This window comes from Peptococcaceae bacterium (assembly GCA_024655825.1).
Classification (GTDB): Bacteria; Bacillota; Peptococcia; order DRI-13; family PHAD01; genus JANLFJ01.
In genome coordinates, this window is sequence record JANLFJ010000001.1 from 65,626 (window position 1) to 91,789 (window position 26,164).

Consider the following 26,164-nt stretch of genomic DNA (forward strand, 5'->3'; position numbering starts at 1 on the left):
TGCTTTTTATGTCGCTTGCAACAAATTACATGTGTCCAAATGACTGCTGAAGATAAAAAAACCTTTAAAAAACGCCACTTGTGATCAATGACAAGTATGGTACAATTTTTGCATATTTAATTTTATTGATATACTGATTATATTCTAATTTTATAATAAAAGACAGGGGGTATTTATATTATGAGAAAATCGGTTTGGTTAAACGAGCTGACCTGGGAAGACGTGGCTGAGTACCTGAAGACGAATGACATAATAATTTTTCCTGTTGGCAGCACGGAGCAGCACGGGCCGGCCGGACCGCTGGGAGTCGACAGTTATGCGGCAATAGCCCTGGCGGAGGATGCCGCCAAAGAGACGGGCGTGCTTGTTATCCCGCCGCTGTGGTTTGGCGATTCGCCTCACCATTTAGACTTTCCGGGCACAATATCCTTGAAACCGGAGACCCTGGCCGCAGTGATTAAAGACGTAGTAAAAAGCCTGGCTAAAAACGGCTTTAAAAAATTTCTCATCATCAACGGGCATAAAGGTACAAACATTGCGGCTATTACCATTGCCTGCCGGGCCCTTCGCCAGTATGAGCAGCCCGATGTGCTGGTGGCCCTGGCGGATCCGATGCATCTCGCCAAAGGCATTGCCCATATAAAAGACGCGGTGGAACACCATGCCGGCGAACTGGAAATTTCCCAGGTGTGGCACAAGTACCCTCATTTGATTAAACATGAAAAACTGACCAGGGAACAGGTTAACCTGGAGCCCATACTGTCGCCCTTTGTGGCCAAAGACCTGCTGGGTAAAAACGGAGATACCATTGAGGTTTTCTGGAACAGCGCGGAACAAAAACAATTTGCTCCTGACGGGTCATTTTCCGATTCGAGCAAGGCTTCTCCTCAAAAAGGCAAAATGTACCATGAATACATGGTCAAACGGCTCGTTGAATTTATCGGCTGGCTGAAAGAATATACAGGACCCGTGGGCAAAAGCTGACGGCGGGCATGTAAAAAGGGTTGGTGTCAATGCGAAGAATAAACTGTGATGTGCTGGTGATCGGCGGGGGCGGAGCAGGCGCCATGGCCGCCTATGAAGCCGCGAAGCATAAGGTAAGGGTTGCCGTGGTAAGCAAAGGTCGAATACAAAGATCAGGGTGCACCATTATGGCTCCAGGGGCCATTTCCGGGGTCGGAGATGAATGGGCGGTTCCCGGTGACAGTAAACGGCTTCACCTGGAAGATACGGTCAGGGGCGGCGCCTACCTGAATGATCAAAACCTGGTCAGCATTCTGGTCGAAGAAGCCCCCGAAGCAATCCTGGAGTTGGAAAGAATCGGCGCTATCTGGCAAAGAGACGAAACGGGAAAAAAATATGCCCTGCGCATTGACGGAGGACATACCTACCACCGTACTGTTTTCCTTGAAGACAGAACAGGCCGGGAAATACTGCGCTCCCTTTTTGGAGAGCTGAAAAAACGCGATGTTGGGCTGTATGAAGAAATTATGATCACGCGGATTATCCACGACGGCTGTTGTGCCGGCGGTGCCGCAGGTGTCGATATAAACACTCTGGAACCGGTGATTTTTGAGAGCGGGGCTGTCATACTGGCTACGGGCGGGGCCGGCAATGTTTATGCCAACACGGACAACCCTACCGACGTGACCGGCGATGGATACCGCCTGGCCCTCGAGGCCGGTGTTCCTTTAATGGACATGGAGTTTGTCCAGTTCTTTCCCATCGGGTTTCTCTTTCCCCCTTCTTTGCGCGGGGTTTTAGGCGGTCTGTTGTATTATTCCAGACTCCTGAACGCCAAAAAGGAGCGATTTATGGAGAAGTATGACCCGCAGCGGCTGGAGTTGTCAACAAGGGATCGTGTCTCCAGGGCCATGTTCATGGAGGTCCGGGAAGGCAGGGGAACGCCGTTGGGAGGAGTATACTGCGATATGACCTACCAGCCGCCGGGGTACATAGCTAAAATGACGCCTGCCCTGTATGACACCTATCGCCAAATCGGCATTGACCCGGAAAAAGACTTACTGGAAGTAGCTCCCACCTGCCATTTCTTTATGGGGGGGATGGTGATCAACGAAAACTGGGAAACAGAAATGACCGGTCTGCTCGGGGCAGGTGAAGTCTGTGCGGGCATCCACGGAGGAAACCGCCTGAGCCAGAATGCGCTGGCCGAAATCCTGGTTTCGGGAAAACGTGCCGGAAAAAGAGCGGCGGAAATAGCCGCCGGTACAGGCAGGAAGCGCATAGATCCTTGTGAAGCGCGCTGGGAAGAAGAAAAGATAAAGCGGGTTTTGAAAGCAAGCGGCCAGGGATTGCGGCCCCTGGCCTTTCGCCAGAAAATAAAGGACCTGATGTGGGAAAACGTAGGAGTATTCAGAACAAAAGAGTCTTTAGAATATGCGCTTGAAAAAATCCAGCAGCTTCAAGAAATCGAGGCAGCGGTCAGCGAGAAAAAAGCTGCCGGCAGCCAGGAAGTAGTCCAGGTTCTTGAGAATGAAAGCATCCTGGAAACCGCCAGGTGCATCATTCATGCCGCCCTGGACCGCAAGGAGAGCCGGGGTGCTCATTACCGCAATGATTATCCGGACACGGACAACAAGAACTGGCTAAAGCATATTACGGTCAAAAAGATCGGAAAAACGGTCCAACTGGATTATCGCCGGGTTGATACGCGCATTTTAAAACCGGGGGGATTTGATTGAGCAGCGGCAGGGCAAAAATATTTCGCTTTAATCCCGAAACTGACAAGGAACCCTCATATATTACGTATGATTATACTTTTATCAGGGGTATGACGGTACTGGACGTTCTCATGCAGGTTAAAGAAAAATGGGATCCCGGACTGGGATTCACGTACTGCTGCCGTAACAGCCACTGCGGGCTCTGCGGCGTGATGGTGAACGGCAAATCGACGTTATCATGCCGGGAACCGGCGTTAGAAGAAATCGTGGTCGAACCGCTGGCCAATCTTCCGGTGGTTAAGGACTTGATAATTGACCGCTCAGCATACGAAAGAAGATTGGATAAAATGCGCCCTTTTTTAGACCGGACCCGCGGTCCCCGGCAGGAACCCGAACTCATCGATATGGAAGCCTTTCACAGGTTCAAAATTGCCAGCCGCTGTGTCGAGTGCTTCTGCTGCCTGGCAATTTGCCCGGTTTACAAGCAAACACCCCACGCCTTTATCGGGCCGGCAGCGCTGATTATGGAGGCCAGGCATTTCTTTGACCCGAGAGATGAGTTGAATAGAAAAGTGATACTCAAAGAGCAGGGGATTGACCTCTGCATCTCGTGCGGAAGGTGTTCCAGCGTTTGCCCGCACCATATATCGCCGCTGGAGATAATCACCGAAATGAGAAAGCGCCTGTAAGCTGGCCCGACAGCTTCTAACACCTTATGCACTTGGCGGTTCTGGAGTTGAAACAGCCGTTGCAGGAACCACATGAAGACTTTTTTTGCCCGTTTCGAAAACGCACAACCAGGTCAGGTTCACAGATGAACGGCCGGCACATGGAGACTAGGTCAAGCGTATTGTTTTCCACCAGAGATTCCATTGTTTCAAATGTGCGCAGGCCTCCTACAAGGATTACCGGGATACCGGTATTCTTTTTAACTGCGGCCGCCTGCTGAAGATAATAGTTTTCTCCGCCTGCACCGGTCCAGTTGTGACCGCTGAGTTCCACAGCCGTCGCTCCCAGGCTTTCGAAGAGTCTTGCCATGTAAAGGACATCCTCAATATAGTCGTCGCCGGAACTGTCTGTGGAGTTGATTTTGACCAGGACAGGGAATTCTCTGCCGGCCGCCGACCTGATCCCGGCAATGATTTCCCTGACTATGCGCGTCCTGTTTTCAACGTTTCCACCCCACTTGTCCGTACGACGGTTAAAATAGGGAGAAAGGAATCCCGAAAGCAGGTAACCGTGGGCACAGTGAATCTGAACGCCGTCACAGCCTGCGGTTTTAATGCGCACTGCAGCCTCAACGAAAGCATCGATTACTTCCCTGATTTCCTTTTCAGTAATTTCCCGGGGAATAACACCGCCTTCGATGGTAAGAACCGGCGAAGCGGCAACGGGGGTCTGCTCTCCGGTCAGCTTGGGAACAGTAAGCCCGCCCGCATGGCTGATCTGTACTATTAATCTTGAACCGTGCTTGTGCACGATTTCCGCCAGTTTTTTATACCCTTCGATGAACCTGTCGTCGTAAATGGCATTTTGCAGCTTCCCGCCCCGGCCAAGCGGACTTTGCACGTAAGAATGGGCTGTAATGATCAGGCCCAGTTCGTTTTTGGCGAGCGTTTCGTAAAGCTGCAGTTCATTTTCCGTAATGGTGCCATCGCTGCTGCCCAGGTAGTCGTGGGTCGCCGAGCGGACGAACCGGTTTTTAACAACAAGCTGGCCGATTCTAACAGGTTGAAAAAGAATACTCATTGTGCTGCCTCCTCCGGATAGATTAAATCCATTATACCACTGCGGCAAATTTGTTGAGAATAACATGCGGCGGGAATTGCGCTGGGAGAATTATGCCGGAATCGCAGCAAAACATGGGGTTATTGAGCGTAAAAAAGCTGCTGGCCGTTGACGACATAACTGTTAATAATGTCTTTACCTTCTTTCGAGGTTATGAATTCGATAAAAGCCATTGCTCCCTTGTAATTGATCTGGGGATGTTTTTGAGGGTTGACGGCAATGACTCCATACGGGTTAAGCAGCAGTTGGTCTCCCTGTACCAGGACCGACAGTTTAAGCCTGTCCATCATGCTGGCATATGTTCCCCGGTCGGCCAGGGTGTATCCGCCCTTTTCACTTGCCATTATAAGAGTGTCTCCCATACCTTTACCAACGGGGAGGTACCACTTTCCTTCCGGCTTGATGGAAGCTTTTTCCCACAGCTCTTTTTCTTTTTTATGGGTTCCGGAATCGTCACCGCGGGACAGAAATTCGTATTTTTGCGCCTGGGCCAGAGTCTTAAAGGACTCAACAGCGCTTTTGCCTTTAATACCGGCCGGATCGTTTTCCGGCCCAACGATGACGAAGTCATTATACATAACATCCCTGCGGTTAACACCGAAACCATCCGCCACGAATTTGTCCTCCGCAGCCCTGGAATGAACAAGGACAACATCGCAGTCTCCCAGTTCCCCCGTTTTCAGGGCTTGACCCGTTCCCTGGGAAATGACCTTGACCTTGTAGCCGGTTTTTTGTTCAAAAACCGGCAGCAGCTTGTCGAGAAGACCGGAATCCTTGGTGCTGGTGGTGGTGGACAGGACAACAACGGTATTTTCCTGCGACGCGTTTTCTTGATTGGATATTTTTTGTTTTCCCGCGCAGGAAGCTGCTGCAAACATAAGTACGAGAGCCATAAACCAGGGTATAAACCTTTTCATGAAATATTTTCCTCCTTTTAATTAAAATGTAATAAAATAAAAATTCCTTCCACAAGGAAGGAGGCTGGCAGAAGGCATTTTCAGTAAAATAAAAATGCCTTCCGGAAGAAGACATTCAGGGCAGTTCTCTGGACTGCTCATCGACCTCCTTTCCGCACTGGGAGGCTTTACCGTTTCCAGTAAAACCCTGCAGGCCAGCAGCCTTAGACAAACAATCTTTAGGCGGACTGGCTCGGAGATTATTTATTTGTGGTTTATTTTATAGAAATATATATTGCCTGTCAATATTATTCGAAATGATGTATTATTGAAGTGACAAATATTTAGCCAGGGTTCAAGATGCTGACAGGACATTAAGAGGGGTGGTCGCCCGTGGGCGTAAGGGTTGTAACCGACAGCACGGCTTATCTTGAAAATGAAGTTACCCGCAGGCTGGATATTACCCAGGTTTCCTTGAGCATCAATTTTCCGGATGAAACCTTTGTCGAAATGGATATATCAAATGAAAAGTTCTATGAAATCCTGGACAGGAGCCCACAGTTTCCGACATCTTCACAGCCCTCGCCAAATGATTTCTACCAGGCTTTTAAGAAAATTATCAATGCGGGAAACGATATCATCGGCATTTTTATCTCTTCAAAGCTAAGCGGCACATTTTTTTCTGCCCTGACCGCTCGAAGCATGATCCTGGAAGAGCACCCCGACAGCCGGATTGAGCTTATTGATTCCAATTCATCCGCCATGCAGCTCGGTTACGCCGTTTTGAATGCGGCCAAAAAGGCCCGGGAAGGCTGCACAATCGCTGAGGTCAAGTCTTCAGTATTGAGGGTGATGGAAAAGACAAGGCTCTACTTTGTTCCCAAAACGCTGGAGTACTTGAAAAAAGGAGGCCGCGTGGGAGAGGCGGCCGCCCTTTTGGGGACACTGCTGCAGATTAAACCAATCCTCACGGTTACAGACGGCAAAGTGACCGTCTTTGAGAAGGTCAGGACGACTGAAAAAGCCATCGGCAGGATACTGTCTATTTTCGAAGAACATTTTCACAAATATGGCATCGCCGAATTGACCGTTCACCATATAAACTGCGTTGAAGAAGCGCGTAAAATAGCACGGCATATTGAAGAAAAGTTTGGTTTGAAAGCGGCCATATCACCGATCGGGCCGGTAGTGGGGCTCCATGTGGGGCCGGGTTCACTGGGACTCGCCTACTGCCTCCTTGACTGATCTCTAAACCTTTAGAGATGGCGATAGGTCCGGGGTATCGCCAAACCTATTAAGGTATACACTGCCAGCGCGATGAGACTGTCAGCACCGTGATGAAGGGCTGTCCCGATACCGACGACCACTCCTGCCTTTTGCAGCGTAAATCCGAAAGGAAGGACAATAAGCGCTTCCGATGCAGCGTGAATGGGAAGGGTAGCCAGCAGCGCTGTTTGAAAAGATGATCCTCTCTTGAGCATGTATGCTCCAAACACTGCAAAAATGATGTGCATGGCAGCACGCGCCCCAATTACGGGACCTAGTTTAATAAGGAATCCCAGGGCTGAGCCCGCGGCGACCATAAAAGCCACGAGAGGGCTGATCAGCATAGAAAGCATGACCGGCACATGGGAAGCCAGCGTGGCGCTGAACGGGGGAATGGTGATTCCCAGCACGCCTCCGAAGGCCAGCGGGATTATAAGAGCCAGGGATGTTAGAATACCTCCCCACACGATTTCTTTTACGCGCATTTTAATCATCTCCATACTTGTATATTCAGGTGTCATGTCAGATGAATTATACAGTGCAAAGTCACTGGATGTCAATAAGGATAGAATTATTATAGAATTATTAAGAAACGATTGAAACACAGGTACCCGGGAGGATGGTAAATTGAACAAGACCGCCGCCATGGAAGAATTGAAACGACAGGTACTGGAATGCCGCTCTTGCCGGCTTCGAGATGGCTGCCGCCAAGTCGTTTTCGGAGAAGGCAACCCGGAAGCCAGGATCATGGTGATCGGTGAAGGGCCAGGCGAAGAGGAGGACAGGCTGGGACGGCCTTTTGTCGGAAAGGCTGGTCAGCTTCTTGACAGGATCCTTCAAGCCTGCGGCTTTGAAAGATTCACCCATACCTTTATCGCCAACATAGTCAAGTGCCGCCCGCCGCAGAACCGTATCCCCACACCGGAAGAAAGAATTAGCTGCCGGCCTCATCTCAACGAACAGGTCAGGATCATCCGGCCTTCAATAATCATTTTGCTGGGCGCTACAGCTCTTCAGGGGCTGATAGACCCGCAGGCCAAAATAACACAAGCCCGCGGCAGCTGGCTAAGATGGGAGGATACCTGGGTGATGCCCACCTATCATCCCGCAGCCCTGCTGCGCAACGTCCAGCTTAAACAGCCGACATGGGAAGACTTTAAGAAGGTTGTGGCGAGGTACCGTGAACTGGTTGACCCTGCCCATTATTCGCCCCACTGCTGAAAGCGCGGTTTGCGGTAAACATGAGAAAATAATGCTGACCAATAAAAAAGCGCATACCGGACGGGCAGGTCCGGGCGCTTTTTTTTATGGGTTTCATCAATTATCAACATAATATTAACCGTTCCTTAACATGCGCGCAGTTGTCCTTTAACAGGCGCAAATTATAGTAACGATTAAAAGGAAATATTTCAATTTTAAGGAGGAAAACCGGATGTTAAAATCACAGCTGATGAAAATTGCGGCAGTTGCGGGGATTCTGGCGATAATCATAACGGCTGCCGGCTGCGGAGGAAGCGAAAAACCCCCAAAAGACGAAACCGCTCAACCTGCGGAGCTGTCGGGCACTATCCAGATCGCGGGCTCCACTTCAGTACAGCCTCTTTCTGAAGAACTGGCCAAAGCATTTATGGCCAAGAATCCCCGGGTAAGAATCAATGTGGCAGGCGGCGGTTCCGGAGCCGGGATCAAGGCAGCTGTTGAAGGAACGGCGGATATAGGCGCTTCTTCTCGCGAACTCAAACCCGAGGAAAGAACGGTTAAGGAATTCACCATCGCCCTGGACGGGGTCGCGGTAATCGTCCACAAGAATAACAAGATTTCAGAGCTTAAAAAAGACGAGATCAAGAAAATATTTACGGGCGAAGTGACCGACTGGTCGTTATTAGGCGGAGAGAAAGGCCCCATCCATGTGATCAGCAGGGAGGAAGGTTCCGGCACAAGAGGGGCGTTTGATGAACTTGTGCTGGGCAAAGATGCCAAAGTCACCGACAAAGCGGTCATCCAAAATTCCACAGGGGCTGTGAGGACGGCGGTCGCTGCCGACAAGGCGGCCATAGGCTACATCTCTCTTGGCTCATTGAATAACGAAGTAAAGGCCCTTAAAGTCGACGGAGCCGAAGCGACCCCGGCCAGCGTCAAAAACGGTGTCTACAAGATTTCCCGCCCTTTTATCTACCTGACGCAAAAAGAGCCGGCCGGCCTGGTAAAGGCTTATCTTGATTTTGTCCTCAGCCCCGAAGGGCAGGATATTGTAAGAAAAAATTTCATACCGGTTAAATAGCCGGTAAATTTACATGCACAAATGGTAAAGCTCTTCCTTGCCGCCCGCTTGCAAATCCGGTTGAGTTGATTGGAGATAAACGACATGCTTGCTCGAAAACAACGGGAAAGAGTCTATGAGACAATTCTTTTTTGCAGCGCGCTTGCAGCTGCGGCGGTAATAATCTTAATTGCCGTCTTTATTTTTAGAGAGGGCACGCCGGTCTTCGTTAAGTACGGCCTGGGCAGTGTTCTCTTCGGGGTTAAATGGTACCCGACAGGGAAGGTTTACGGCCTTTGGCCCATGGTGACAGGAAGTCTCTGTGTTACCGCGGGAGCCCTGGTTTTAGGCGCGCCGCTGGCGGTTTTAACGGCTGTTTTTTTGGCCGAGCTTGCTCCCCAACGGGCTGCGGCTGCAGTTATCAGGCCGGCTATCGACCTTTTGGCAGGAATCCCTTCCGTGGTATATGGTTTATTCGGGATGACCACCGTTGTGCCCTTGATAAGGACACTGTCCCAAAACATACCTGGCTGCGCTGGAAACCCTGTTCTCTCAACAGGTTACGGGATACTGGCCGGGTCGATCATCCTCGCCGTTATGATTCTCCCGACCATCATCAACGTTTCCGCAGACGCCATCAGATGCGTTCCGCGCGAATACAAGGAAGGCTCGTTGGCCCTTGGTGCCACTCACTGGCAAACTATTTACCGCGTGCTGCTTCCGGCCGCAAGGCCGGGCATCCTGGCCGGCGTGGTTCTGGGCATGGGAAGGGCGGTTGGGGAAACAATGGCCATAATTATGGTTGCCGGCAATGCTCCAGTTGTCGCCAGTTCCATATTTTCCTCGGTCCGGACATTGACGGGGAACATAGCCATTGAGATGGCTTATTCGTCGGGTGAACACACCCAGGCCCTTTTTGCGGCAGGCATGGCCCTGTTTGTGTTTATAATGATGATCAACACCGTGGCCCTGGTTTTCATCAAAAAGGAGGCCGGATAAATGCTGTCACCACGGAAGGCCGAAAAAGCGGCGCTGCTTGTGCTTTGGACCGCTGCCGCGCTAACCATACTCTCCCTAGTCTTGATCCTGGGCTACATCTTTCTAAACGGCCTGCATAAAATAAGCTGGGAATTTCTCACTGCTGAACCGGAGGATATGGGGGCCAAAGGCGGGATATTTTCACCTATTGTCAGCACGATGATTTTCACGCTTGTCACGATGACCTTTTCCGTACCCATTGGCATCTCGGCTGCGGTCTACCTGACCGAATATGTGAGGAAAGGCCGGACTGCAGCAGTGATGAGGTTCGCTATCGACGCCCTGGCCGGTATTCCTTCCATCGTCTTTGGTCTTTTCGGGTTTGCGCTCTTTGTGATTATCTTAAAACCAATCACAGGGGGGTGGTCTTTGGCCTCCGGCGCTCTTACCGGAGCCTGCATGATCCTACCCACCCTTATCAGGACTGCGGAGGAAGCGATCAGGGCTGTTCCTAATGCTTACCGCGAAGGAAGCTGCGCGCTGGGAGCCACCAAATGGCAGACGGTTACCAGGATAATTATTCCTGCGGCCCTGCCGGGAATTTTTACGGGCATCATCCTGGGTATCGGCCGGATTGTGGGTGAAACAGCCGCCCTTCTTTTGACCCTGGGAGGCAGTCTGTTTATTCCCACCAGATTAACAGATCCAGCCAGCACCATGTCTATGCATCTTTACAAGGTGGCGATGGAAGTAGGAGCTATGGATGTTTGTTTTGGCACCGCCTCTGTTTTGATCATTACGGTTTTTCTGATTAACCTTGCCGCCAGCAGGATTATGAAGCGGCTGAGACAAAAGACTATTGCCTGAACGGACTTTAACGGGAAAAATCAAAGGGGAAAATGAGTGGCTGGCTGTTTTGGTTATAAAAAGCGGCAAAGACTGCTTTTTTTGTTATAATATAGACATAAACCTGGTGAAAGATAGGTGTTGATTAGTGATCAAGCGCTGGCTGGTTTTGATACTCGTGTTATGCCTTGTGTTGCCGCCTGCGCCTCTTCTTGGCGCGCCAGTCCTGGTAACGTTGACTATAAATGAAAATATCGTGCCCGGTCCCGACGATGTCCGTCTCACTGCCACCGGAACCTATTCCGATGGGAGTACCGCCCTGTTAACTACAGGACTGGCCTGGTTCAGTTCAAACCACGAAATAGCTGAGTTTTACGGCAATACCCTTCATTTCAAGGGGAAAGGAGGGTCCCTGACCATATCCGTATACAAAGACGGTGTTACCGGTATCAAGACGCTTACGGTAAAACCGTGGCCGGTGAGCATAGACATAGAAACGACCCTGGTGGAGAGCGCTAACCCTTACCGCTTGATGCTCAAAGCGGTCCTGAGCGACGGGGGGAGTCGTTACCTCGGCCCTGACGACAATGTCATCTGGTCGACTTCCAACCCTTGGGTAGCCTGGGTTAACAGCCAGGGGGTGGTCACTTTTACCGGAGAAGAAGGGTACGTGTCCATAACGGCGGCGGTCGGTTCGCTTACCGATTCGGTTAATACAACGGCAACCGGGGACGGGGGCTCCACGACCTGGCGAAAGGGGATAAAAATCAAAGAGGACCTCAAGTATTCGTCCGCTCCCCAGAAGCTGACCCTGGTAGCTGTCATGGCTGATGACACGGAAGAAGAACTGGAAAACAGCGCTGCCGATTGGTCATCCAGCAATAAGGAAGTCGCTTCGGTCAGCAGCGACGGAGTGCTCACTTTTACTGGCAAGCCCGGGTTTACAACGATCAGGGTCTCATATGGCGGCTACCATTATGAAAAAGTTGTTTCGGTGGGACGCTTTTTAACCGGGCTGTCCATAAATCAAAGTCTCAATTATACCGACAGCTGGGCAGGCAAACCTCTCTTGCTTTCCGCAACCGCCAGGTACAATGACGGATCGGAGTACAGCCAGTCGAGCGGTCTGACCTGGTCCGTCGACAATAAAAAAGTGGCCGCCATCAGTGCCGATGGAGCGCTGACTTTTACCGGCGAAAGCGGCAAGGCTACTGTCAGCGTGAAAGGGAAATCCAACGAAGATACCTACGTGGAAGACTCTCTTTCTGTGGAGGTACCGGCAGCAGGTAAGGCGGTTCCCCTGAGGTTCTTTATCGATGTCAATCCCGTAGGCGGAGGAGAGCCGCAAGAAGTAAAAGCCTTCTGCGTGTACAGCGATGGAAGCCTGCGGGATGTTACCGAACGGGCGTTTTGGATTTCCGGGACTCCCGATACGGCAAGTATTTACGAGGGGAAAATCTATTTCTCACCCCTTCCAGGGCCTATCAGGATTAGCGCATATTACCAGGGCCTGTCTGACCAGGTTACCGGCTACAATCAAAAACTTACCGGCAACTCGCAGCGGATTTACCAGCTCCGTTTAAAACAGCACGGCCTGGCATTTGACTACCGGCCCGTTCAATTGACAGCGCTGGCGCTGACCGGCGACGGCAAGCTCAAAGATGTCACCTCTTCCGTGGTCTGGCGAACAAGCCAGCCGCTGGTTGCTGCTGTTGAAAAAGGCAGGCTCAAATATACGGGGAGAACTGGTAAAGCCGTTATTTCCGTGCAGGGGTACGGGTTCAGGGACGAGCTGAACATCGAGGTCAGCCCTGCGGAGCTGCAGCCGCAGGTGGAAAAGCTGGAGTTGGAAGGCGAATTGAAGTCAGGAGCGCAGCAGTTGAAAGCGCTGGCTCGCTTTAATGACGGGACGGTTAAGGACGTGACGAAAGAAGCTGTTTGGAATACCAGCAACAGGAATGTGGCAGTGGTATCTGAAGGGATGGTCATGTTTCCCGGAAGCCTGAAGCCTGTTATAATAACAGCCAGCTATAAAGGACGGGAGGCTCAGGTGGAAAGAAAATGAAGCATAATTGTCGGGCAATTATTGGACAGTGATTTGCTTTGCGGGAAAGAATCTTTTTTGATAAAATGGTGTCGAATACGTTTAGGGGGTAAAAACATGCAGCGTATGGACACGGGACATTCTCGCTATGAGCAGATTGCCCTGGATATTGCCCAGAAAATTGCCCGTGGAGAATTCCGGGTCGGGCAAAAACTATCAGGCCGGTCGCTTTTGGCCGGTACATACAACGTATCCCCGGAGACTATCAGGAGAAGCATTGCCCTTCTGCAAAACATCGGTGTCGTGGAGGCGATAACCGGCAGCGGGATCATCATCAAGTCTTCCAGCCTGGCCAAGGAATACCTGACAGAGTTCAACGAGCGCCAGGAAATTATCGATTTGCGCAACCGCATTAATGATTACCTGGAGAAACGGCGCCAGCTGGATAGCGAACTGGAAAAGGAACTGGCCAGGCTTCTGGAGTTTGCTCTCCAAAAATCTGCTATTCTGCAGCAGATCGAAGAAATTCATCTTCCTGACAAATCATGGGTAATCGGCCGGAGCATAGCTGATACCGACATGCGCAACAGGACCGGAGCGACAGTTATAGCCATTATCAGGAATGGGGAAGAAATATTTTCGCCTCCTGCTGATATTGTCTTGAAAGAGAATGATATTCTGAGCATTGTGGGCACAAGCGGCGCGAAAGAACGGGTAAAAGAACTTTTAAATCAGTCTGAGCCTGTTTGAAAACAACCTCTCCCTCCAAAAGAGGGGATTTTTTTTTTGCAGCGAATAGATCATAGTAAGCAGGGGGTGGATTGATTGAATATTGTTGACCTGGTAATAATAGTTATTGTTTTGCTGGGAGCGATTGGGGGGTATAGAAAAGGTTTTGTCGGGAGCCTGGTCGGATTTTTCAGCAGCATCCTGGGACTGGTTGCCGCCTGCAATTTCTATCCGCAGCTGGCAAGGTTTCTTAATACCCGCTTCGAGCTCCAGGGGAAAATGAGCGCCTTTTTTCAAGAACACCTGGTGCTGCCCCAGCCGGTCAGTCAATTCAGGCTTGGCCAGCTTCCACTTCCTGACATAAGCAGGTACCTGGACAGCGTTAATCTTGACGCATCTTTAAAATTCAAGCTGCTTTCCTTTGTCGAAAAACTGCAAACAAGCCTGGCCTTGCCTTTACAGACTTCGATGGGCGATATTGTTAACCAGTTCCTGGCAACGGCCCTGGTGAGCGCCCTGTCCTTCCTTATAATCTGGGCTGCGGTTAGCCTGCTTCTTCAGGCGTTCGCTCACCTGTACAGCGCGGCCATCAGGAACACATTTCTCGGCAAATTTGACCGCCTGGGAGGGATGGCGGCAGGTGCCGCCCTGGCGATTTTAACGCTGACGATTTTTATCGGCCTGGTTATGCCGTTTCTGGACCTGGCCGGCATAGCAAAACCGACGCTCTTTTCGTCTTCCGTCAAAACGATTGAAGAGGCCAAACTTGTTCCCTATTTTTACTCTCTTTACAATATACTTTTTAGCAAGTTTATCAGCTTGCTCCCGTTATAAATCCGGCTGTAATCAGGCGATTTAGGGATGGTTTGCCGCTTTTGCCGGTTAAAGGGGGGAAGCCGGGTATTGTTCAGACTAAGACGCAAAAAACCGGACTTTAACAAACTGAAAATAGAGCTTCTGAAAAGCGCTGGCGCTGCAGCACCGGATAATAAAAAATTATCAGAGCTAAGCCCGGAACAGCGCTGGGAACTGGTCAAGGCCCTGCTCCCCGAAAGGGAAAAGAATAAGACCAGAGACCTGGTGCGCCTGCTTTTGGCTAAAGACATTTTATTTTTAAAGAAAAAGATCAGAGACAGCAAAGAAAAAAAAGACAGGTATGACGCCATAGAGTGCCTGGGTTATCTTCCTTCCCGGGAAACTGTGGAAATACTGGTTGGATTGCTGAAGAACACGGATGACGAAGTACAGTTGTGTGCTGCCGGCGCCCTGAAAAAACAGCCCCCGCGCCTGGTTGTGCCGTACCTTATAAAAGCCATGCTCCACGCGGCCGTGCTGCCTGCTCGGGCCGGCGAAGTCCTTCTTGCCATGGGGTCTTTGGCCCAGGAGACAATCCTGGAGGTTTATCCCCTGGCCCTGCCCGCGGTTAAAGCTCATTTCCTGGAACTGCTGGTGCAGGCGGAAAACCCAAAGTGCAAACCTGTGGTCATCCAGGCCTTAAAGAGCGGCAATCCTCAAATAACCAGCAGGGCTCTTGATGCAGTAGCCCTGTTCCAGTTCGATGATTTATGGCCTGAAGTGGCTGGTTGCCTGCCCGGAATGCCGTGGGCAGTCAAGGCAAAAGGGCTGGATGTGCTGGGAGAACTGGGAGTCAAGGAAGCCAGGGATTATATTGCGCCTTTTCTGGAGGACGAGGACGAGTGGGTCCGGCAGAGAGCGCAGATATGCCTGCAGAAGCTTGAAAACACGGGAAGCGAAGAAAGAGAAGGCCGGTAAGTTTGGGAAGGTCAAATAAGGCTGCTTGCTGGAGGATCAAGGGATTGGTGAGATTATGGCCCAGTTTTATCTTGGCGATATTGTAAAAATGAAAAAGAAGCATCCCTGTGGGGGAGATGAGTGGGAAGTTATGAGAACGGGGATGGATTTCCGCATCAAGTGCTTGAAATGCGCTAGGCAGGTCTGGCTGGATAGACCCGCCTTTGAAAAAGCGGTTAAAAAAATCATCAAGAGGGGAGCGGGGACGCCGCCGGACCAGGTTTAGCTTGCAGCTGCCGGCGGGGCAGCGCAGCGCGGCGCGTTGACGCTAAATGCTAAATATGGTATAATTCTCACCTGTAACGTCCCTGCTCCATCTTCGGGATGGGGCCGCTTAGTCCGTAGGGAGGAGGTGAAGTTAAAGATGCGGAATTACGAACTGATGTATGTCATTAAGCCAGACCTGGAGGAAGAGAAAACAGCGGAGGTTGTGGAAAAATTTAATAACCTTATAGCTGCCAACGGCGGGGAAGTGGGCTCCTCGGAAAAATGGGGAAAAAGACGCCTGGCTTATGAAATTAATGACTACCGGGAAGGAATCTACATCTTGGTCAACTTCAAAGGTGAGGCTGAAACCGCCCGCGAACTTGACCGCGTAATGAAGATCACTGACGAGATTCTGCGTTTTATGATTGTTTTGAAAGAAACCAAATAGCGGTTGTTTAATATTTAAGGTGGTGAAGCATATGTTGAACCGTGTTGTCCTGATTGGCCGGTTGACGAAAGACCCGGAGCTGCGCTATACCCCAAACGGGGTGGCAGTGGCCTCCTTTACGCTGGCTGTGAACAGGTCCAGGGCCAACCAGCAGGGGGAACGGGAAACTGATTTTATACCGATAGTTGTATGGCAAAAGCAGGCCGAAAACTGCGCCAATTTCATCGGAAAAGGGAGCCTGGTGGCCGTTGACGGGCGCATCCAAGTAAGGTCTTACGATGACAAAGAAGGCCAGCGCCGCTGGATGACAGAGGTGATTGCCGAAAACGTCCGTTTTCTTGACCGGCGCGACTCCGGAAGCAGTCAGGGCGCAGCCTCATTGGGAAGCGAAGTTGAGTTTTCCGAAGACGATATTCCCTTTTAAAGCGTTTGCCGCCAATTATATCTAAGGAGGAAAGCCAGGGTGAAACAAGAACGTGGCCGTCGTCCGCGTAAAAAGGTGTGCAGTTTCTGCGTGGATAAAGTGGAAAACATTGATTATAAAGAAGTGGGGCGCCTGCGCAAGTTTATCACGGAAAGAGGCAAAATACTGCCGCGCCGGATTTCCGGCAACTGTGCCAAGCACCAGCGCCAGTTGACCCTTGCCATTAAACGCGCAAGAAACATGGCCCTGCTGCCGTTTACGGCAGAATAACGCACCTGAAAAAGGCCCAGGGCCAGGCAAAACCGGGGGGAGCCGACGGCTCCCCTTTTGTGGTTGGTGATAGAAAATACCAGCCCCCTGAGGGAGGAGTTTAACCAACAAAGTAGAAATAGTATGGGTACTGGTTGAACGGATACTGCCAGAAGGGAGGCTCCTGGATGTCAGGGACTGAGCTGGATATAGCTAAAAGCATCAGGGCATTGGAATGGTTGAAAACAGAGACGGTCAGTATTCTGGCCAGGCTGTTTAAGGCGCTGCTTAAAGGAAATAGGGAATCTGCGGTTGAGAACCTGGCTCTCCTGGTTATAAACTGCTTTCTTCTTCTTAAACGTCTCGGATTGAATTACGGTCAGATGGAGCTTTCTGTTTACGATAAGACCGAGGCTCTTCTTAAAGAAGGACACCCGCTGGAGGAATGGTATGGGGACCTATCATCGTTTAAGGCTTATCTGGATTTAAAGAGGTGAAGCAAGTGGCCGGTTCCCTGCGGACCAAGGCTATCGCCGAGGGCGCACTGATGGCCGTGATAACAGCCTTTCTGGCTGTTGCGGGGCTGTACATACCGTTTATGCAGTTATTAATTTTTTTCGTCTGGACAATACCCGGCGTGCTGGTTATAGTTCGTCACGGGCCTGCGGCAGGTATCCTCTCCATAGCTGTTGCAGGTTTCATGATCTTGATAATAGCCGGGCCGATGAGGGCTTTTTTTGCCGTGCTCCAGTTTGGCGGGCTTGCTCTTGTATACGGTTATGCTTTTAGCAGGCGCTGGCAGGCTGGGGTAACTTTACTGGCGGGTTCCGCCGTAATGATCGTCTCAACTCTTGTCCTTTATTATCTCGTGTACCTGCTTACCGGGATAAATAACCTCAATATTGCCGGCGAATTAAAAGAGGCCGTTGAACCAACAATCGAGCTTTACAAGAACATGGGTATAATTGGACCAGGCAAGGGTTTATCGGAAGCGATGCTTAGAGAATCGCTGCTGGCGGCGGTCGAGTTTTTGACAGCTTATTTCCCGGCGATTTTTGCTCTTTCGGGTGTGGCCTCGGCCTTTTTAAATTATTTTGCGGCTCAAAAAATACTTTACAGGTTTAAGATTGAAATTCCCGGGTTTCCGCCGTTTATACACTGGAGGTTACCCTGGTGGACGGTCTGGGGCTTTATTGCGGGCTTTGGCGCCAGTATGGCAGGAAACTACTGGCATAACAACGTGCTTACCCAGATCGGGAACAATATTATCATGTTGTATGGCCCGCTCCTGTTTATCATCGGTTTATCAGTATGCGCCTTTTTAATGCAGAAATACGTGGGCCAGGAGTTCATTTACCGCCTTATTTTCCTTTCGGTCGTCGTCTTTTTCTTTTCCCTGACCTATAAGATCTTGTTTGTGGTTGGACTTCTCGACCTCTTCTTTGATTATCGCCGTATACAAGGGGAAAACTAATGGTGAGGTGTTGCGGCCGTGAGCTACGAATGGCTGCTGTTGCTGCTCGCCGCGGCGGGTTTTGCAGCAGCGGGGTTTTTAACGGTGGGGAAAAGAAAAAAAGAAAAATTCGCGAACAACGTGCCTGGTTTGAACCCGGAGCAGCTGGGGGAACTGCCGGTAGGCACAGCACTCCTGGACAGCGAAGGGAAAATAATCCGGGCAAACAAAAGAATGTCAGTGCTGCTTGGTCAAAAAGAGCTTGCCGGGAAAACTGTTTTTGACCTGTTTTCCGTTTCCTCTTTTCCTGGAAAACCGGGTTATGACGAAATAACCGTGATTGCTTATGCAGGGAGAAAGGCATTTTTCATAAAAATGCTGGAAGCGGCGGGCGAAAGAGGGAAACACCTTTTGCTGTGCGAAGACATTACCGAGCAGCTTCGAGCGCTGCGCATATACCGGGAAACACATCCCGCCATGGCTTTCCTCCAGCTTGATAACCTGTCGGAGATAATGAAAACGATGGCCGAAGAGGATAAGCCGCACCTGCTGGGTGCCCTGGAGCGGGTCCTGGCGGAGTGGGCAGGAAACGTGGAGGGCTATCTCCGCCGCATCGGAGAAGGGCGGTACATACTTTTTTTTACGGAATGGGGCTTTAAACAGGCGGAAAAAACCCGTTTCGCCATCATCGATAAAATACGGGAGATCGACTTTGGCAATGAATTGCCTCTCACGGTCAGCATAGGGATAGGACTCCATGAAGAAAACATCAGCGAACTGGGGCGGCTGGCTCAAAGCTCCCTCGATTTGGCCCTGGACAGGGGAGGCGACCAGATTGTTGTCAGGTCACCCCAGGGTATCAAGTTTTACGGGGGCAAATCGACGAGCATCGAAAAAAGAACTAAGGTCAAGGCAAGAGTCACTGCAGATACCCTGAAGGATATGATTAACCAGTCCTCCCAGGTAGTAATAATGGGTCATGAAATGGCGGATTACGACAGTTTCGGCGCTGCCTTAAGCTTGGCCAAGGCCTCCAGCGACCTGGGGAAAAAGGCCTGGGTGGTAGTGGATGAACATAATCCGGCGACGGACAGGCTGCTGGCTGCCCTGCCTAAAGGCGCGCTTGCGGCCAGGTTTGTCAGTGCATCAGAGGCCGGCCGCAGGATGATCGACAAAACTCTTTTAATCGTGGTGGATACCCATAAACCTTCCCTCCTGCCCAACCGCGGGCTCCTGCAGATGGCCGGTCAGGTCGCCGTGATAGACCACCACCGCCGCGGTGAAGAATTCATTGACGAGGCCAGGCTTGTTTACCTGGAATCCTATGCCTCATCCACATCGGAGCTGGTTACCGAACTTCTCCAGTACCTTGGCGACCAGGTGGAGATCGGCAAGGCAGAGGCAACGGCGCTTTTGGCCGGCATTGCCGTTGATACGAAAAACTTCATGCTCAAGACCGGGGTGAGGACATTTGAAGCCGCCTCATACCTGCGCGGGAAGGGCGCCGATCCTGTTGCGGTCCAGAATGTCTTGAACGATGACCTTTCCACCGTGATAAAAAAAGCGGAAGTGTTGAGGAACACCAGGGTCCTGTACGGCAGGATCGCCCTGGGGATAAGCGAAGATGTATACCCCGATGCCCAGCTGATGGCAGCCAAGGCGGCAGATGCCATGTTGAATATTGCCGGAGTAAGCGCCTCGTTTGTAATCTGGCCTTTTGACGGTGGAGTCGCCGTGAGCGCCCGTTCCAACGGAGAAATCAATGTCCAGACGATTATGGAAAAACTGGGCGGGGGTGGGCACCTTACCGTTGCCGCCGCCCAGTTGAATGACTCTTTGACGGCGGTGAAAGAGCAGCTTCTTAATCTCCTTGAAGAAGAGTTTCACGATAAATATGACGGAAAATAAATCCCTTTTCCGAAATCACAAGACAGGGGTGGTATGGATATGAAAGTAATACTGACCGGCGATGTAAAGGGTACCGGCAAAAAAGGAGATGTTATCAACGTAACGGAAGGATATGCCCGCAATTTCCTGCTGCCCAGAGGACTGGCGGTAGAAGCAACCAAGCACAACCTGGCGGAACTTGACAGGCAAAAAGCAGCTCTGGACAAAAAACGGGCGGAAGAACTTGAAAAGGCAAGGGATTTGAAAAAAAGGCTGGACCAGCTTGTTGTGACCCTGCCTGTCAAAACCGGCGAGGCCGGTCGGTTATTCGGTTCCATAACTGCAAAAGACATTGGTGAGGCGCTCCTGGAAAAACATGGCCTGACAGTCGACAAAAGAAAGATCGAATTGAAAACACCCATCAAGGCCCTTGGCTCCTATCCGGTTGCCGTCAGGCTGCACCCGGAGGTTACGGCCACCATTGACGTCCGTGTTTCGGCAGCAGAATAATTAAAGAGACGCGGAAAAAATAGAGGCTGTTGTGAAAAACGATCAGGAAAGGGTGGTTGGAAAGTGAGCGTTATGTTGGAAAAGATTCCGCCCCACAACCTTGAAGCCGAGCAAGCGGTTTTGGGGTCCATGATGATCGACAAAGAAGCTGTTTATACTGCTGTGGGGATTCTAGTTCCCGAGGATTTTTACAAGGAATCCCACCAGATAATATACAGCAGCCTGCTTTCCCTGGAGTCAAAAGGCGAACCAATAGATATGATCACTTTGACGGAAGAACTGCGCCAGCAGAACAACCTGGAAAAGGTCGGCGGGGTGGGTTACATAGCCACGATCGCCAATGCCGTGCCCACCGCGGCCAATGTTCGCCATTACGCCACCATTGTTGCGGAGAAGGCGGTGCTGCGGAAGTTAATCCGGTTTTCAACGAATATCGCCAATCGCTGTTTTGAGGACCAGGAAGACACCTTTGAGCTTTTGGACGATGCAGAAAGGAAAATCCTGGAGATTGCCACCAAGCGCAGTTCCGACGACCTTGTACCTCTAAAGAAAGTTTTGAGCGATACCCTGGAGAAAATAGAAATGCTTGCCAGCCAGAAAGGCAGCGTTACCGGAGTCCCTTCCTTTTACGCCGACCTGGACAGGATAACCTCGGGCTGGCAACAGTCAGACCTGATCATACTGGCGGCGCGGCCGGCCATGGGGAAAACCTCATTCGGCCTTAATATCGCCTTGAATGCGGCGCTTAAGGGAAAGCTCCCCGTGGCGATCTTCAGCCTGGAAATGTCGCGGGAGCAGCTCGTTCAGCGGATGATAAGCTCCGAAGCAAAGATAGACCAGCATAAACTTCGAACAGGCCGCCTACAGGACGAGGAATGGCTCCGCCTTACCAGGGCGGTGCAGCCTCTTTCCACGGCCCAGATTTATATTGACGATACTCCCGCTATTTCCGTGCTGGAACTGAGGGCTAAGGCCAGAAGGCTCAAAGCGGAAAAGGGTCTGGAACTGATAGTTATAGACTACCTGCAGCTTATGCAGGTAAACAACAGGAAAAATGAAAACCGCCAGCAGGAGATTTCCGAAATCTCACGTTCTTTGAAGGCGCTGGCCAGGGAGCTCAATGTTCCCGTCCTGGCCCTGTCCCAGTTATCCCGCGCTGTTGAGCAGACCCATGAAAAACGGCCGGCTTTAAGCCACCTGCGGGAATCGGGAGCCCTGGAGCAGGACGCCGACCTGGTCATGTTTATCTACCGTGAGGAATATTACAACCCGGATACGGAAAGACCGGGGATTGCCGAGATCATTATTGCCAAGCACCGCAACGGGCCGACCGGGATAGTGGAGCTCGGATTTATAAAGGAATACACTAAATTTGTTGACCTGGACACCTACCACACTCCGGCCTGAACAGCGAACCGCAGCGGGCAGGGCTAATTCGCCTTATCGCTTGACTTTGGAGATGCTGACTGGTAGAATGATAGCGGCAAACAAACAGGGGAAAGATAAGACTCAGATAGTTAGAGGCTATGTGGGTTATTTTTGTGTCACACCCCCAAAAAAGGAGACCGGCCTATGAAAGGAAAATATGATGTGGCCATTGTAGGTGCGGGACCGGCCGGGATTTTTGCGGCTTTGGAATTGTCATCCCTGGACAAAAACCTTAATATCCTGATAGTTGATAAAGGCAAGCATATTGATGAACGATTCTGTCATATACCCCGGGCGGGACACTGCCTTCATTGCGAACCATGCGCCATAATGAGCGGTTGGGCGGGAGCCGGAGCCTTCAGCGACGGGAAACTGTCCCTGTCACCGCAGGTGGGCGGGCGCATCAGCGACTACCTGGACGAAGAAAAATCACGGGAATACATTCGTTATGCGGACGGCATCTATTTAAGCTTTGGAGCGCGCAAAGAAGTCCACGGTTTGAATTCTAAAAAGATAGATGATTTAATCTACGAGGCTTCACGCTATAATATCCAACTGGTACCATGCCCGGTCAGGCACCTGGGCACCGAACTGGCTTCGGATGTCCTGCGAAGAATGTATCTGCATCTGACCGGCAAAACAAGGACCGAGTTCCTTCCCTTGACTGTCGTCAGCGAGATTGTTGCGGAAAATGGCGTGGTAAAGGGAATAAAGGTTAAAGATGGAAAGGGCGAAGAAAGAGAGATTGAAGCCCCGTACGTTATAGTCGCTCCCGGCCGGGGAGGAGCCCAGTGGCTGGCGGAACAGGCCAGGAAGCTCAATTTGAAAACGGAAAACAACGAAGTGGACATCGGCGTAAGGGTTGAAGTCCCGAATTCCATCATGGACCATCTGACCAGCGAGCTTTACGAAGCAAAGCTCATCTATTACTCCGACACCTTTGAAAACAAGGTCCGCTCTTTTTGTATGAATCCAGGCGGGATAGTTTCGGAGGAAAAATACGACGGTGAAATCGCCGTGGTGAACGGACACAGCTACGCGGACGCAAAACTCAAGACGTTCAACACCAACTTTGCGCTGCTGGTTTCCACCAGGTTCACGGAACCGTTCAACCAACCGATTGAATACGGAAAATACATTGCCAAATGCGCTAATATGCTTACCGGCGGCGGGGTGATGGTCCAGCGTCTGGGCGATCTTCTCCGCGGGCGCAGGACAGATTACGGCCGGCTGCAGAAGTCGACGACCATCCCCACTTTGAAGAGCGCGGTGCCCGGAGATTTGAGCTTTGTCCTGCCGCAGCGCTATTTAACCTCGATCGTGGAGACTATTCAAGCCTTTGACAACATTGCTCCGGGGCTGTACGGCAAGAACACCCTTCTTTACGGGGTGGAAGTGAAATTTTATTCATTGAAAATAAAAGTGAATCCTAACTTGGAGACGGATATTAAAGGGCTTTATGCAATCGGCGACGGGGCGGGGATTACCCGCGGGCTGATGCAGGCTTCGGTTACGGGGATCATGGTCGCCCGTGACATTGTAAAATAAATGGCCAGCGGCAAAGGAGAGGGGTTGAAACATTATGCCAGCAGTAGTTGTTATTGGCAGCCAGTGGGGAGACGAAGGGAAAGGCAAGATCACTGATTTCCTTGCGGAGAAAGCGGATATGGTTGTTCGCTACCAGGGAGGAAACAATGCAGGGCACACTGTTGTTGTCGAGAACAGGGAATTCAAGCTTCACCTGATACCTTCGGGGATTTTGTATCCCGGCACAACCTGCATCATCGGCAACGGGGTGGTTATCGACCCGCGGGTCCTGGTAAAAGAGCTTGACTATCTTGCCGGCCAGGGAATAAGCACCGATAATCTCAGGCTCAGTCTCAGAGCCCATTTGATTATGCCGTATCATATAAGGCTGGACGAGCTGGAGGAAGAAAGGAAAGGCGCTAACAAAATAGGGACAACGCGGCGCGGGATCGGGCCCGCGTACATGGACAAAGCGGCCAGGGTGGGAATCCGCCTGGTTGACCTCCTGGATGAAGAGGAATTCGCCGCCAGGTTAAGAATGAACCTGGAAGAAAAAAACAAACTCCTAAACCGGGTTTACGAGGTCGAGGGTTTTGACTTTGAGCAAATTTTTCGTGAATACCGAAGCTATGTTCCAATCCTGAAAAATTACATTACCGACACTTCCGTAATTATTCACGAGTTTCTTTCCGCCAAAAAGAATGTCCTGTTCGAAGGAGCGCAGGGCACGCTCCTGGATATGGATCACGGGACCTATCCTTATGTCACCAGTTCCCATCCTGTGGCCGGCGCCGCCTGCATCGGGGCGGGAGTAGGTCCTTCCGAACTCAACAAGACCGTTGGCGTGGTAAAGGCGTACACGACCAGGGTGGGTGAAGGGCCTTTTCCCACCGAAATGCTCGGGGCCGACGGAGATTTAATCAGGAAGCGGGGTCATGAGTACGGCACGACAACGGGAAGGCCGCGCCGCTGCGGCTGGCTTGACACCGTCATTCTGCGTTACGCCGCCCGTATTAACGGGCTTAACCTGATTGCCGTAACGAAACTTGACGTCCTTGATGAGCTGGAGAGGATTAAACTATGCGTCGCCTATGAATACCAGGGACAGGTTGTCAACGAGTTTCCGGCAAGTCTCAAAGTGCTGGCCGGCTGCAAACCTGTTTACGAGGAATTTGACGGCTGGCAGAGCGACACCTCGGGAGCCAGGCGGTATGAGGAACTTCCCAGAAATGCCCGTATTTACCTGGAACGGTTGTGCGAAATCATCAAAGTTCCTCTGGCTCTCGTCGCTGTCGGGCCTAATCGTGAGCAGACCATCGTTATGGAGCAAATATTTGCGGAAAAAAACTGAGAACGACGGCAAAATAGGATAGGACCTCAGGTTGACAGAAAAGCCTGTCTCATGTAAAATATGTACCTGCAGGGCACGTAAACCCTCTATTTTATTCTTGTGAGCCATTAGCTCAGCAGGTAGAGCACCTGACTTTTAATCAGGGTGTCGATGGTTCGAGTCCATCATGGCTCACCAGAGCCAATTTGCGACAGCCGGTAACAAAATTCCTGGACACAAGCGATTGGAAATTCGGAAGTCGTTTATGATTTTGTGGCCCGGTGGTCAAGTGGTTAAGACACGGCCCTTTCAAGGCTGTAACACGGGTTCGACTCCCGTCCGGGTCACCAAACTTGGATTCGCTCAGCTGGGAGAGCGCCTGTTTCACAGGCAGGATGCCAACAGTTCGCGGTTCGGTCATCGCTCACCGGTTGAGATATGAGAAATGGCAAATGAGGAGCTGTGGTGTAGTGGCCTAACATGCCTGCCTGTCACGCAGGAGATCGCGAGTTCGAATCTCGTCAGCTCCGCCATCTTATTGATAAATTGAGAACTGGCAGACAAGGGGTGCTGGTGGTATAATAAAGGCACGGGCGATTAGCTCAGCCGGTTAGAGCGCATGCCTCACATGCATGAGGTCGGGGGTTCGATTCCCTCATCGCCCACCATTTCCGGACTGGTAATCACAACATATAACAGAATAACAATTGTCGAAGATGCGGGTGTGGTTCAATGGCAGAACTCCAGCTTCCCAAGCTGGCGGCGTGGGTTCGATTCCCATCACCCGCTCCATTTTTTTATAAGAGTAAATGTTAACTGCTTTTAGCAGCTTATATCAGAACCCTTTTTTCGCAGTAAGGAGGGACGTGCAGCCACCCTTTTAAATTACCGTAGGCGGTGAGCTTATTGTAAAAATCTATTTCCGATTGCAGCATCTTAATAAACTTGTTTTTCAACTCTTCATTTTGAAATATTAATATGCTTTTCGTTTGCTGGATTACAAAATTCTGTATCCCGGAATAGATGGTGCGGAACATTAGTTCATCTCGAAGAATTTCGGTGTTTGTGGGATTGTTGATTGACTTCGGCGGTCTTGGAGGCAGTGGGATAGCCATATTATCCATTTCTTTTTCGAGGAAGTTTATTTCTTTTTCCAGGATGTTTATTCCCATGGTTAAGATAACCTTAAAATCAATATCGTGTGTAAAGTTATGAAAAACCTGCGTCAACTCCAATACATCATATCTCTGGGCGAGATGCTGCCACAACCCATATATTTCTCCGCAGAAAGGTTTCGCCTTTGTAGCACTGGATGAATTGAAAGATTTCATTACGAAATGCCTCCTCAGAATTTTAATATGTTGCGGTTAGGCCTAAATTATTACAAAAATAAATCTGGTA

General features: G+C 50.8%; 27 protein-coding genes, 5 tRNA genes and 1 riboswitch. Of the genes, 28 read left to right on the forward strand and 4 right to left on the reverse strand.

Translation table 11 applies throughout. The features are described from left to right. Nucleotides 1–180: 180 nt before the first annotated feature. Genes NUV48_00355 through NUV48_00365 form a run of 3 tightly spaced genes read left to right on the forward strand, consistent with a single transcriptional unit; the run spans nt 181 to nt 3,370 of the window. Complete coding sequence (locus NUV48_00355) at nt 181–984, forward strand: creatininase family protein (GenBank protein ID MCR4440590.1); 804 nt, start codon at nt 181–183, stop codon at nt 982–984. A 29-nt stretch (nt 985–1,013) separates the two neighbouring features. Further along, nucleotides 1,014–2,702, forward strand: a complete 1,689-nt coding sequence (locus NUV48_00360; GenBank protein MCR4440591.1) for an FAD-dependent oxidoreductase — start codon at nt 1,014–1,016, stop codon at nt 2,700–2,702. After that, complete coding sequence (locus tag NUV48_00365) at nt 2,699–3,370, forward strand: 2Fe-2S iron-sulfur cluster-binding protein (protein ID MCR4440592.1); 672 nt, start codon at nt 2,699–2,701, stop codon at nt 3,368–3,370. Before NUV48_00360 ends, NUV48_00365 begins: the two co-directional genes overlap by 4 nt. 16 nt (nt 3,371–3,386) lie before the next feature. Here NUV48_00365 and NUV48_00370 read toward each other — a convergent pair whose 3' ends face one another. Then, nucleotides 3,387–4,430 carry an NADH:flavin oxidoreductase gene (locus tag NUV48_00370; protein ID MCR4440593.1) on the reverse strand — a complete coding sequence of 348 codons (1,044 nt, stop codon included), beginning with the start codon at nt 4,428–4,430 and terminating at the stop codon, nt 3,387–3,389. Nucleotides 4,431–4,549: 119 nt separating this feature from the next. After that, nucleotides 4,550–5,386, reverse strand: coding sequence for a substrate-binding domain-containing protein (locus NUV48_00375; protein ID MCR4440594.1), 837 nt, complete (start codon nt 5,384–5,386; stop codon nt 4,550–4,552). A 129-nt stretch (nt 5,387–5,515) separates the two neighbouring features. After that, a riboswitch (molybdenum cofactor riboswitch) is annotated at nt 5,516–5,636 on the reverse strand. A gap of 122 nt (nt 5,637–5,758) precedes the next feature. On the opposite strand from NUV48_00375, the gene NUV48_00380 reads away from it, so the two are divergent. Further along, nucleotides 5,759–6,610 (forward strand): DegV family protein, encoded by an 852-nt coding sequence (locus NUV48_00380; protein MCR4440595.1) that lies wholly within the window; start codon nt 5,759–5,761, stop codon nt 6,608–6,610. An 11-nt stretch (nt 6,611–6,621) separates the two neighbouring features. Here the strand turns inward: NUV48_00380 and NUV48_00385 are convergent, their stop codons facing one another. Continuing rightward, a complete protein-coding gene (locus NUV48_00385) occupies nt 6,622–7,116 on the reverse strand; it encodes an ECF transporter S component (protein ID MCR4440596.1) in 495 nt (164 codons plus the stop codon). A 142-nt stretch (nt 7,117–7,258) separates the two neighbouring features. On the opposite strand from NUV48_00385, the gene NUV48_00390 reads away from it, so the two are divergent. The 24 genes from NUV48_00390 to NUV48_00505 all read left to right on the forward strand — a co-directional run bounded on the left by NUV48_00390 (nt 7,259) and on the right by NUV48_00505 (nt 25,555). Continuing rightward, nucleotides 7,259–7,852, forward strand: coding sequence for a uracil-DNA glycosylase (locus tag NUV48_00390; protein MCR4440597.1), 594 nt, complete (start codon nt 7,259–7,261; stop codon nt 7,850–7,852). Nucleotides 7,853–8,063: 211 nt separating this feature from the next. Beyond that, a complete protein-coding gene (locus NUV48_00395; GenBank protein ID MCR4440598.1) occupies nt 8,064–8,912 on the forward strand; it encodes a phosphate ABC transporter substrate-binding protein in 849 nt (282 codons plus the stop codon). Between the two features lie 84 nt (nt 8,913–8,996). After that, nucleotides 8,997–9,890: a phosphate ABC transporter permease subunit PstC gene (gene pstC, locus NUV48_00400; GenBank protein ID MCR4440599.1), complete on the forward strand. Its 894-nt coding sequence runs from the start codon at nt 8,997–8,999 to the stop codon at nt 9,888–9,890. Continuing rightward, complete coding sequence (pstA, locus tag NUV48_00405; GenBank protein ID MCR4440600.1) at nt 9,891–10,736, forward strand: phosphate ABC transporter permease PstA; 846 nt, start codon at nt 9,891–9,893, stop codon at nt 10,734–10,736. Between the two features lie 127 nt (nt 10,737–10,863). Beyond that, nucleotides 10,864–12,780: a hypothetical protein gene (locus NUV48_00410; protein MCR4440601.1), complete on the forward strand. Its 1,917-nt coding sequence runs from the start codon at nt 10,864–10,866 to the stop codon at nt 12,778–12,780. A 96-nt stretch (nt 12,781–12,876) separates the two neighbouring features. Continuing rightward, a complete protein-coding gene (locus NUV48_00415; protein MCR4440602.1) occupies nt 12,877–13,509 on the forward strand; it encodes a GntR family transcriptional regulator in 633 nt (210 codons plus the stop codon). A 75-nt stretch (nt 13,510–13,584) separates the two neighbouring features. Then, nucleotides 13,585–14,322, forward strand: coding sequence for a CvpA family protein (locus NUV48_00420; protein ID MCR4440603.1), 738 nt, complete (start codon nt 13,585–13,587; stop codon nt 14,320–14,322). A gap of 69 nt (nt 14,323–14,391) precedes the next feature. Next, nucleotides 14,392–15,261 carry a HEAT repeat domain-containing protein gene (locus NUV48_00425; protein ID MCR4440604.1) on the forward strand — a complete coding sequence of 290 codons (870 nt, stop codon included), beginning with the start codon at nt 14,392–14,394 and terminating at the stop codon, nt 15,259–15,261. A gap of 52 nt (nt 15,262–15,313) precedes the next feature. Then, entirely contained in the window at nt 15,314–15,526 is a 213-nt protein-coding gene (locus tag NUV48_00430; protein ID MCR4440605.1) for a DUF951 domain-containing protein, read from the forward strand. Nucleotides 15,527–15,664: 138 nt separating this feature from the next. Further along, nucleotides 15,665–15,955 carry a 30S ribosomal protein S6 gene (rpsF, locus tag NUV48_00435; protein MCR4440606.1) on the forward strand — a complete coding sequence of 97 codons (291 nt, stop codon included), beginning with the start codon at nt 15,665–15,667 and terminating at the stop codon, nt 15,953–15,955. Nucleotides 15,956–15,986: 31 nt separating this feature from the next. After that, complete coding sequence (gene ssb / locus NUV48_00440; protein MCR4440607.1) at nt 15,987–16,379, forward strand: single-stranded DNA-binding protein; 393 nt, start codon at nt 15,987–15,989, stop codon at nt 16,377–16,379. A gap of 39 nt (nt 16,380–16,418) precedes the next feature. After that, the gene (gene rpsR / locus NUV48_00445; GenBank protein MCR4440608.1) at nt 16,419–16,649 is read left to right on the forward strand and encodes a 30S ribosomal protein S18; all 231 of its coding nucleotides are present in this window, start codon (nt 16,419–16,421) and stop codon (nt 16,647–16,649) included. Between the two features lie 167 nt (nt 16,650–16,816). Continuing rightward, complete coding sequence (locus NUV48_00450) at nt 16,817–17,125, forward strand: MazG-like family protein (GenBank protein ID MCR4440609.1); 309 nt, start codon at nt 16,817–16,819, stop codon at nt 17,123–17,125. A 5-nt stretch (nt 17,126–17,130) separates the two neighbouring features. Next, nucleotides 17,131–18,102, forward strand: coding sequence for a YybS family protein (locus NUV48_00455; GenBank protein MCR4440610.1), 972 nt, complete (start codon nt 17,131–17,133; stop codon nt 18,100–18,102). 18 nt (nt 18,103–18,120) lie between these two features. Further along, complete coding sequence (locus NUV48_00460) at nt 18,121–19,989, forward strand: DHH family phosphoesterase (GenBank protein ID MCR4440611.1); 1,869 nt, start codon at nt 18,121–18,123, stop codon at nt 19,987–19,989. Between the two features lie 39 nt (nt 19,990–20,028). Continuing rightward, nucleotides 20,029–20,478 carry a 50S ribosomal protein L9 gene (gene rplI / locus NUV48_00465; GenBank protein ID MCR4440612.1) on the forward strand — a complete coding sequence of 150 codons (450 nt, stop codon included), beginning with the start codon at nt 20,029–20,031 and terminating at the stop codon, nt 20,476–20,478. A 72-nt stretch (nt 20,479–20,550) separates the two neighbouring features. Continuing rightward, nucleotides 20,551–21,885, forward strand: coding sequence for a replicative DNA helicase (gene dnaB, locus NUV48_00470; GenBank protein MCR4440613.1), 1,335 nt, complete (start codon nt 20,551–20,553; stop codon nt 21,883–21,885). Nucleotides 21,886–22,050: 165 nt separating this feature from the next. Then, nucleotides 22,051–23,454 carry an FAD-dependent oxidoreductase gene (locus NUV48_00475; protein MCR4440614.1) on the forward strand — a complete coding sequence of 468 codons (1,404 nt, stop codon included), beginning with the start codon at nt 22,051–22,053 and terminating at the stop codon, nt 23,452–23,454. A gap of 34 nt (nt 23,455–23,488) precedes the next feature. Further along, the gene (locus tag NUV48_00480) at nt 23,489–24,784 is read left to right on the forward strand and encodes an adenylosuccinate synthase (protein ID MCR4440615.1); all 1,296 of its coding nucleotides are present in this window, start codon (nt 23,489–23,491) and stop codon (nt 24,782–24,784) included. Between the two features lie 101 nt (nt 24,785–24,885). After that, nucleotides 24,886–24,961, forward strand: a tRNA-Lys gene (locus NUV48_00485). A 77-nt stretch (nt 24,962–25,038) separates the two neighbouring features. Next, nucleotides 25,039–25,113: transfer RNA gene (locus NUV48_00490), tRNA-Glu, on the forward strand. 106 nt (nt 25,114–25,219) lie between these two features. After that, nucleotides 25,220–25,296: transfer RNA gene (locus NUV48_00495), tRNA-Asp, on the forward strand. Between the two features lie 58 nt (nt 25,297–25,354). Then, a tRNA-Val gene (locus NUV48_00500) sits at nt 25,355–25,431 on the forward strand. Nucleotides 25,432–25,481: 50 nt separating this feature from the next. After that, nucleotides 25,482–25,555, forward strand: a tRNA-Gly gene (locus NUV48_00505). A 38-nt stretch (nt 25,556–25,593) separates the two neighbouring features. Here the strand turns inward: NUV48_00505 and NUV48_00510 are convergent. Beyond that, nucleotides 25,594–26,094 carry a DUF3231 family protein gene (locus NUV48_00510; protein ID MCR4440616.1) on the reverse strand — a complete coding sequence of 167 codons (501 nt, stop codon included), beginning with the start codon at nt 26,092–26,094 and terminating at the stop codon, nt 25,594–25,596. Nucleotides 26,095–26,164: the final 70 nt, after the last annotated feature.

What these genes read in the sequence shown, in the direction of transcription:
- NUV48_00355 (MCR4440590.1), top strand. Translation starts at nt 181, where the DNA reads ATGAGAAAATCGGTTTGGTTAAACGAGCTGACCTGGGAAGACGTGGCT.
- NUV48_00360 (MCR4440591.1), top strand. Translation starts at nt 1,014, where the DNA reads ATGCGAAGAATAAACTGTGATGTGCTGGTGATCGGCGGGGGCGGAGCA.
- NUV48_00370 (MCR4440593.1), bottom strand. Translation starts at nt 4,430, where the DNA reads ATGAGTATTCTTTTTCAACCTGTTAGAATCGGCCAGCTTGTTGTTAAA.
- NUV48_00375 (MCR4440594.1), bottom strand. Translation starts at nt 5,386, where the DNA reads ATGAAAAGGTTTATACCCTGGTTTATGGCTCTCGTACTTATGTTTGCA.
- NUV48_00385 (MCR4440596.1), bottom strand. Translation starts at nt 7,116, where the DNA reads ATGCGCGTAAAAGAAATCGTGTGGGGAGGTATTCTAACATCCCTGGCT.
- NUV48_00395 (MCR4440598.1), top strand. Translation starts at nt 8,064, where the DNA reads ATGTTAAAATCACAGCTGATGAAAATTGCGGCAGTTGCGGGGATTCTG.
- pstC (MCR4440599.1), top strand. Translation starts at nt 8,997, where the DNA reads ATGCTTGCTCGAAAACAACGGGAAAGAGTCTATGAGACAATTCTTTTT.
- pstA (MCR4440600.1), top strand. Translation starts at nt 9,891, where the DNA reads ATGCTGTCACCACGGAAGGCCGAAAAAGCGGCGCTGCTTGTGCTTTGG.
- NUV48_00415 (MCR4440602.1), top strand. Translation starts at nt 12,877, where the DNA reads ATGCAGCGTATGGACACGGGACATTCTCGCTATGAGCAGATTGCCCTG.
- rpsF (MCR4440606.1), top strand. Translation starts at nt 15,665, where the DNA reads ATGCGGAATTACGAACTGATGTATGTCATTAAGCCAGACCTGGAGGAA.
- ssb (MCR4440607.1), top strand. Translation starts at nt 15,987, where the DNA reads ATGTTGAACCGTGTTGTCCTGATTGGCCGGTTGACGAAAGACCCGGAG.
- NUV48_00450 (MCR4440609.1), top strand. Translation starts at nt 16,817, where the DNA reads ATGTCAGGGACTGAGCTGGATATAGCTAAAAGCATCAGGGCATTGGAA.
- rplI (MCR4440612.1), top strand. Translation starts at nt 20,029, where the DNA reads ATGAAAGTAATACTGACCGGCGATGTAAAGGGTACCGGCAAAAAAGGA.
- dnaB (MCR4440613.1), top strand. Translation starts at nt 20,551, where the DNA reads ATGTTGGAAAAGATTCCGCCCCACAACCTTGAAGCCGAGCAAGCGGTT.
- NUV48_00475 (MCR4440614.1), top strand. Translation starts at nt 22,051, where the DNA reads ATGAAAGGAAAATATGATGTGGCCATTGTAGGTGCGGGACCGGCCGGG.
- NUV48_00480 (MCR4440615.1), top strand. Translation starts at nt 23,489, where the DNA reads ATGCCAGCAGTAGTTGTTATTGGCAGCCAGTGGGGAGACGAAGGGAAA.
- NUV48_00510 (MCR4440616.1), bottom strand. Translation starts at nt 26,094, where the DNA reads ATGAAATCTTTCAATTCATCCAGTGCTACAAAGGCGAAACCTTTCTGC.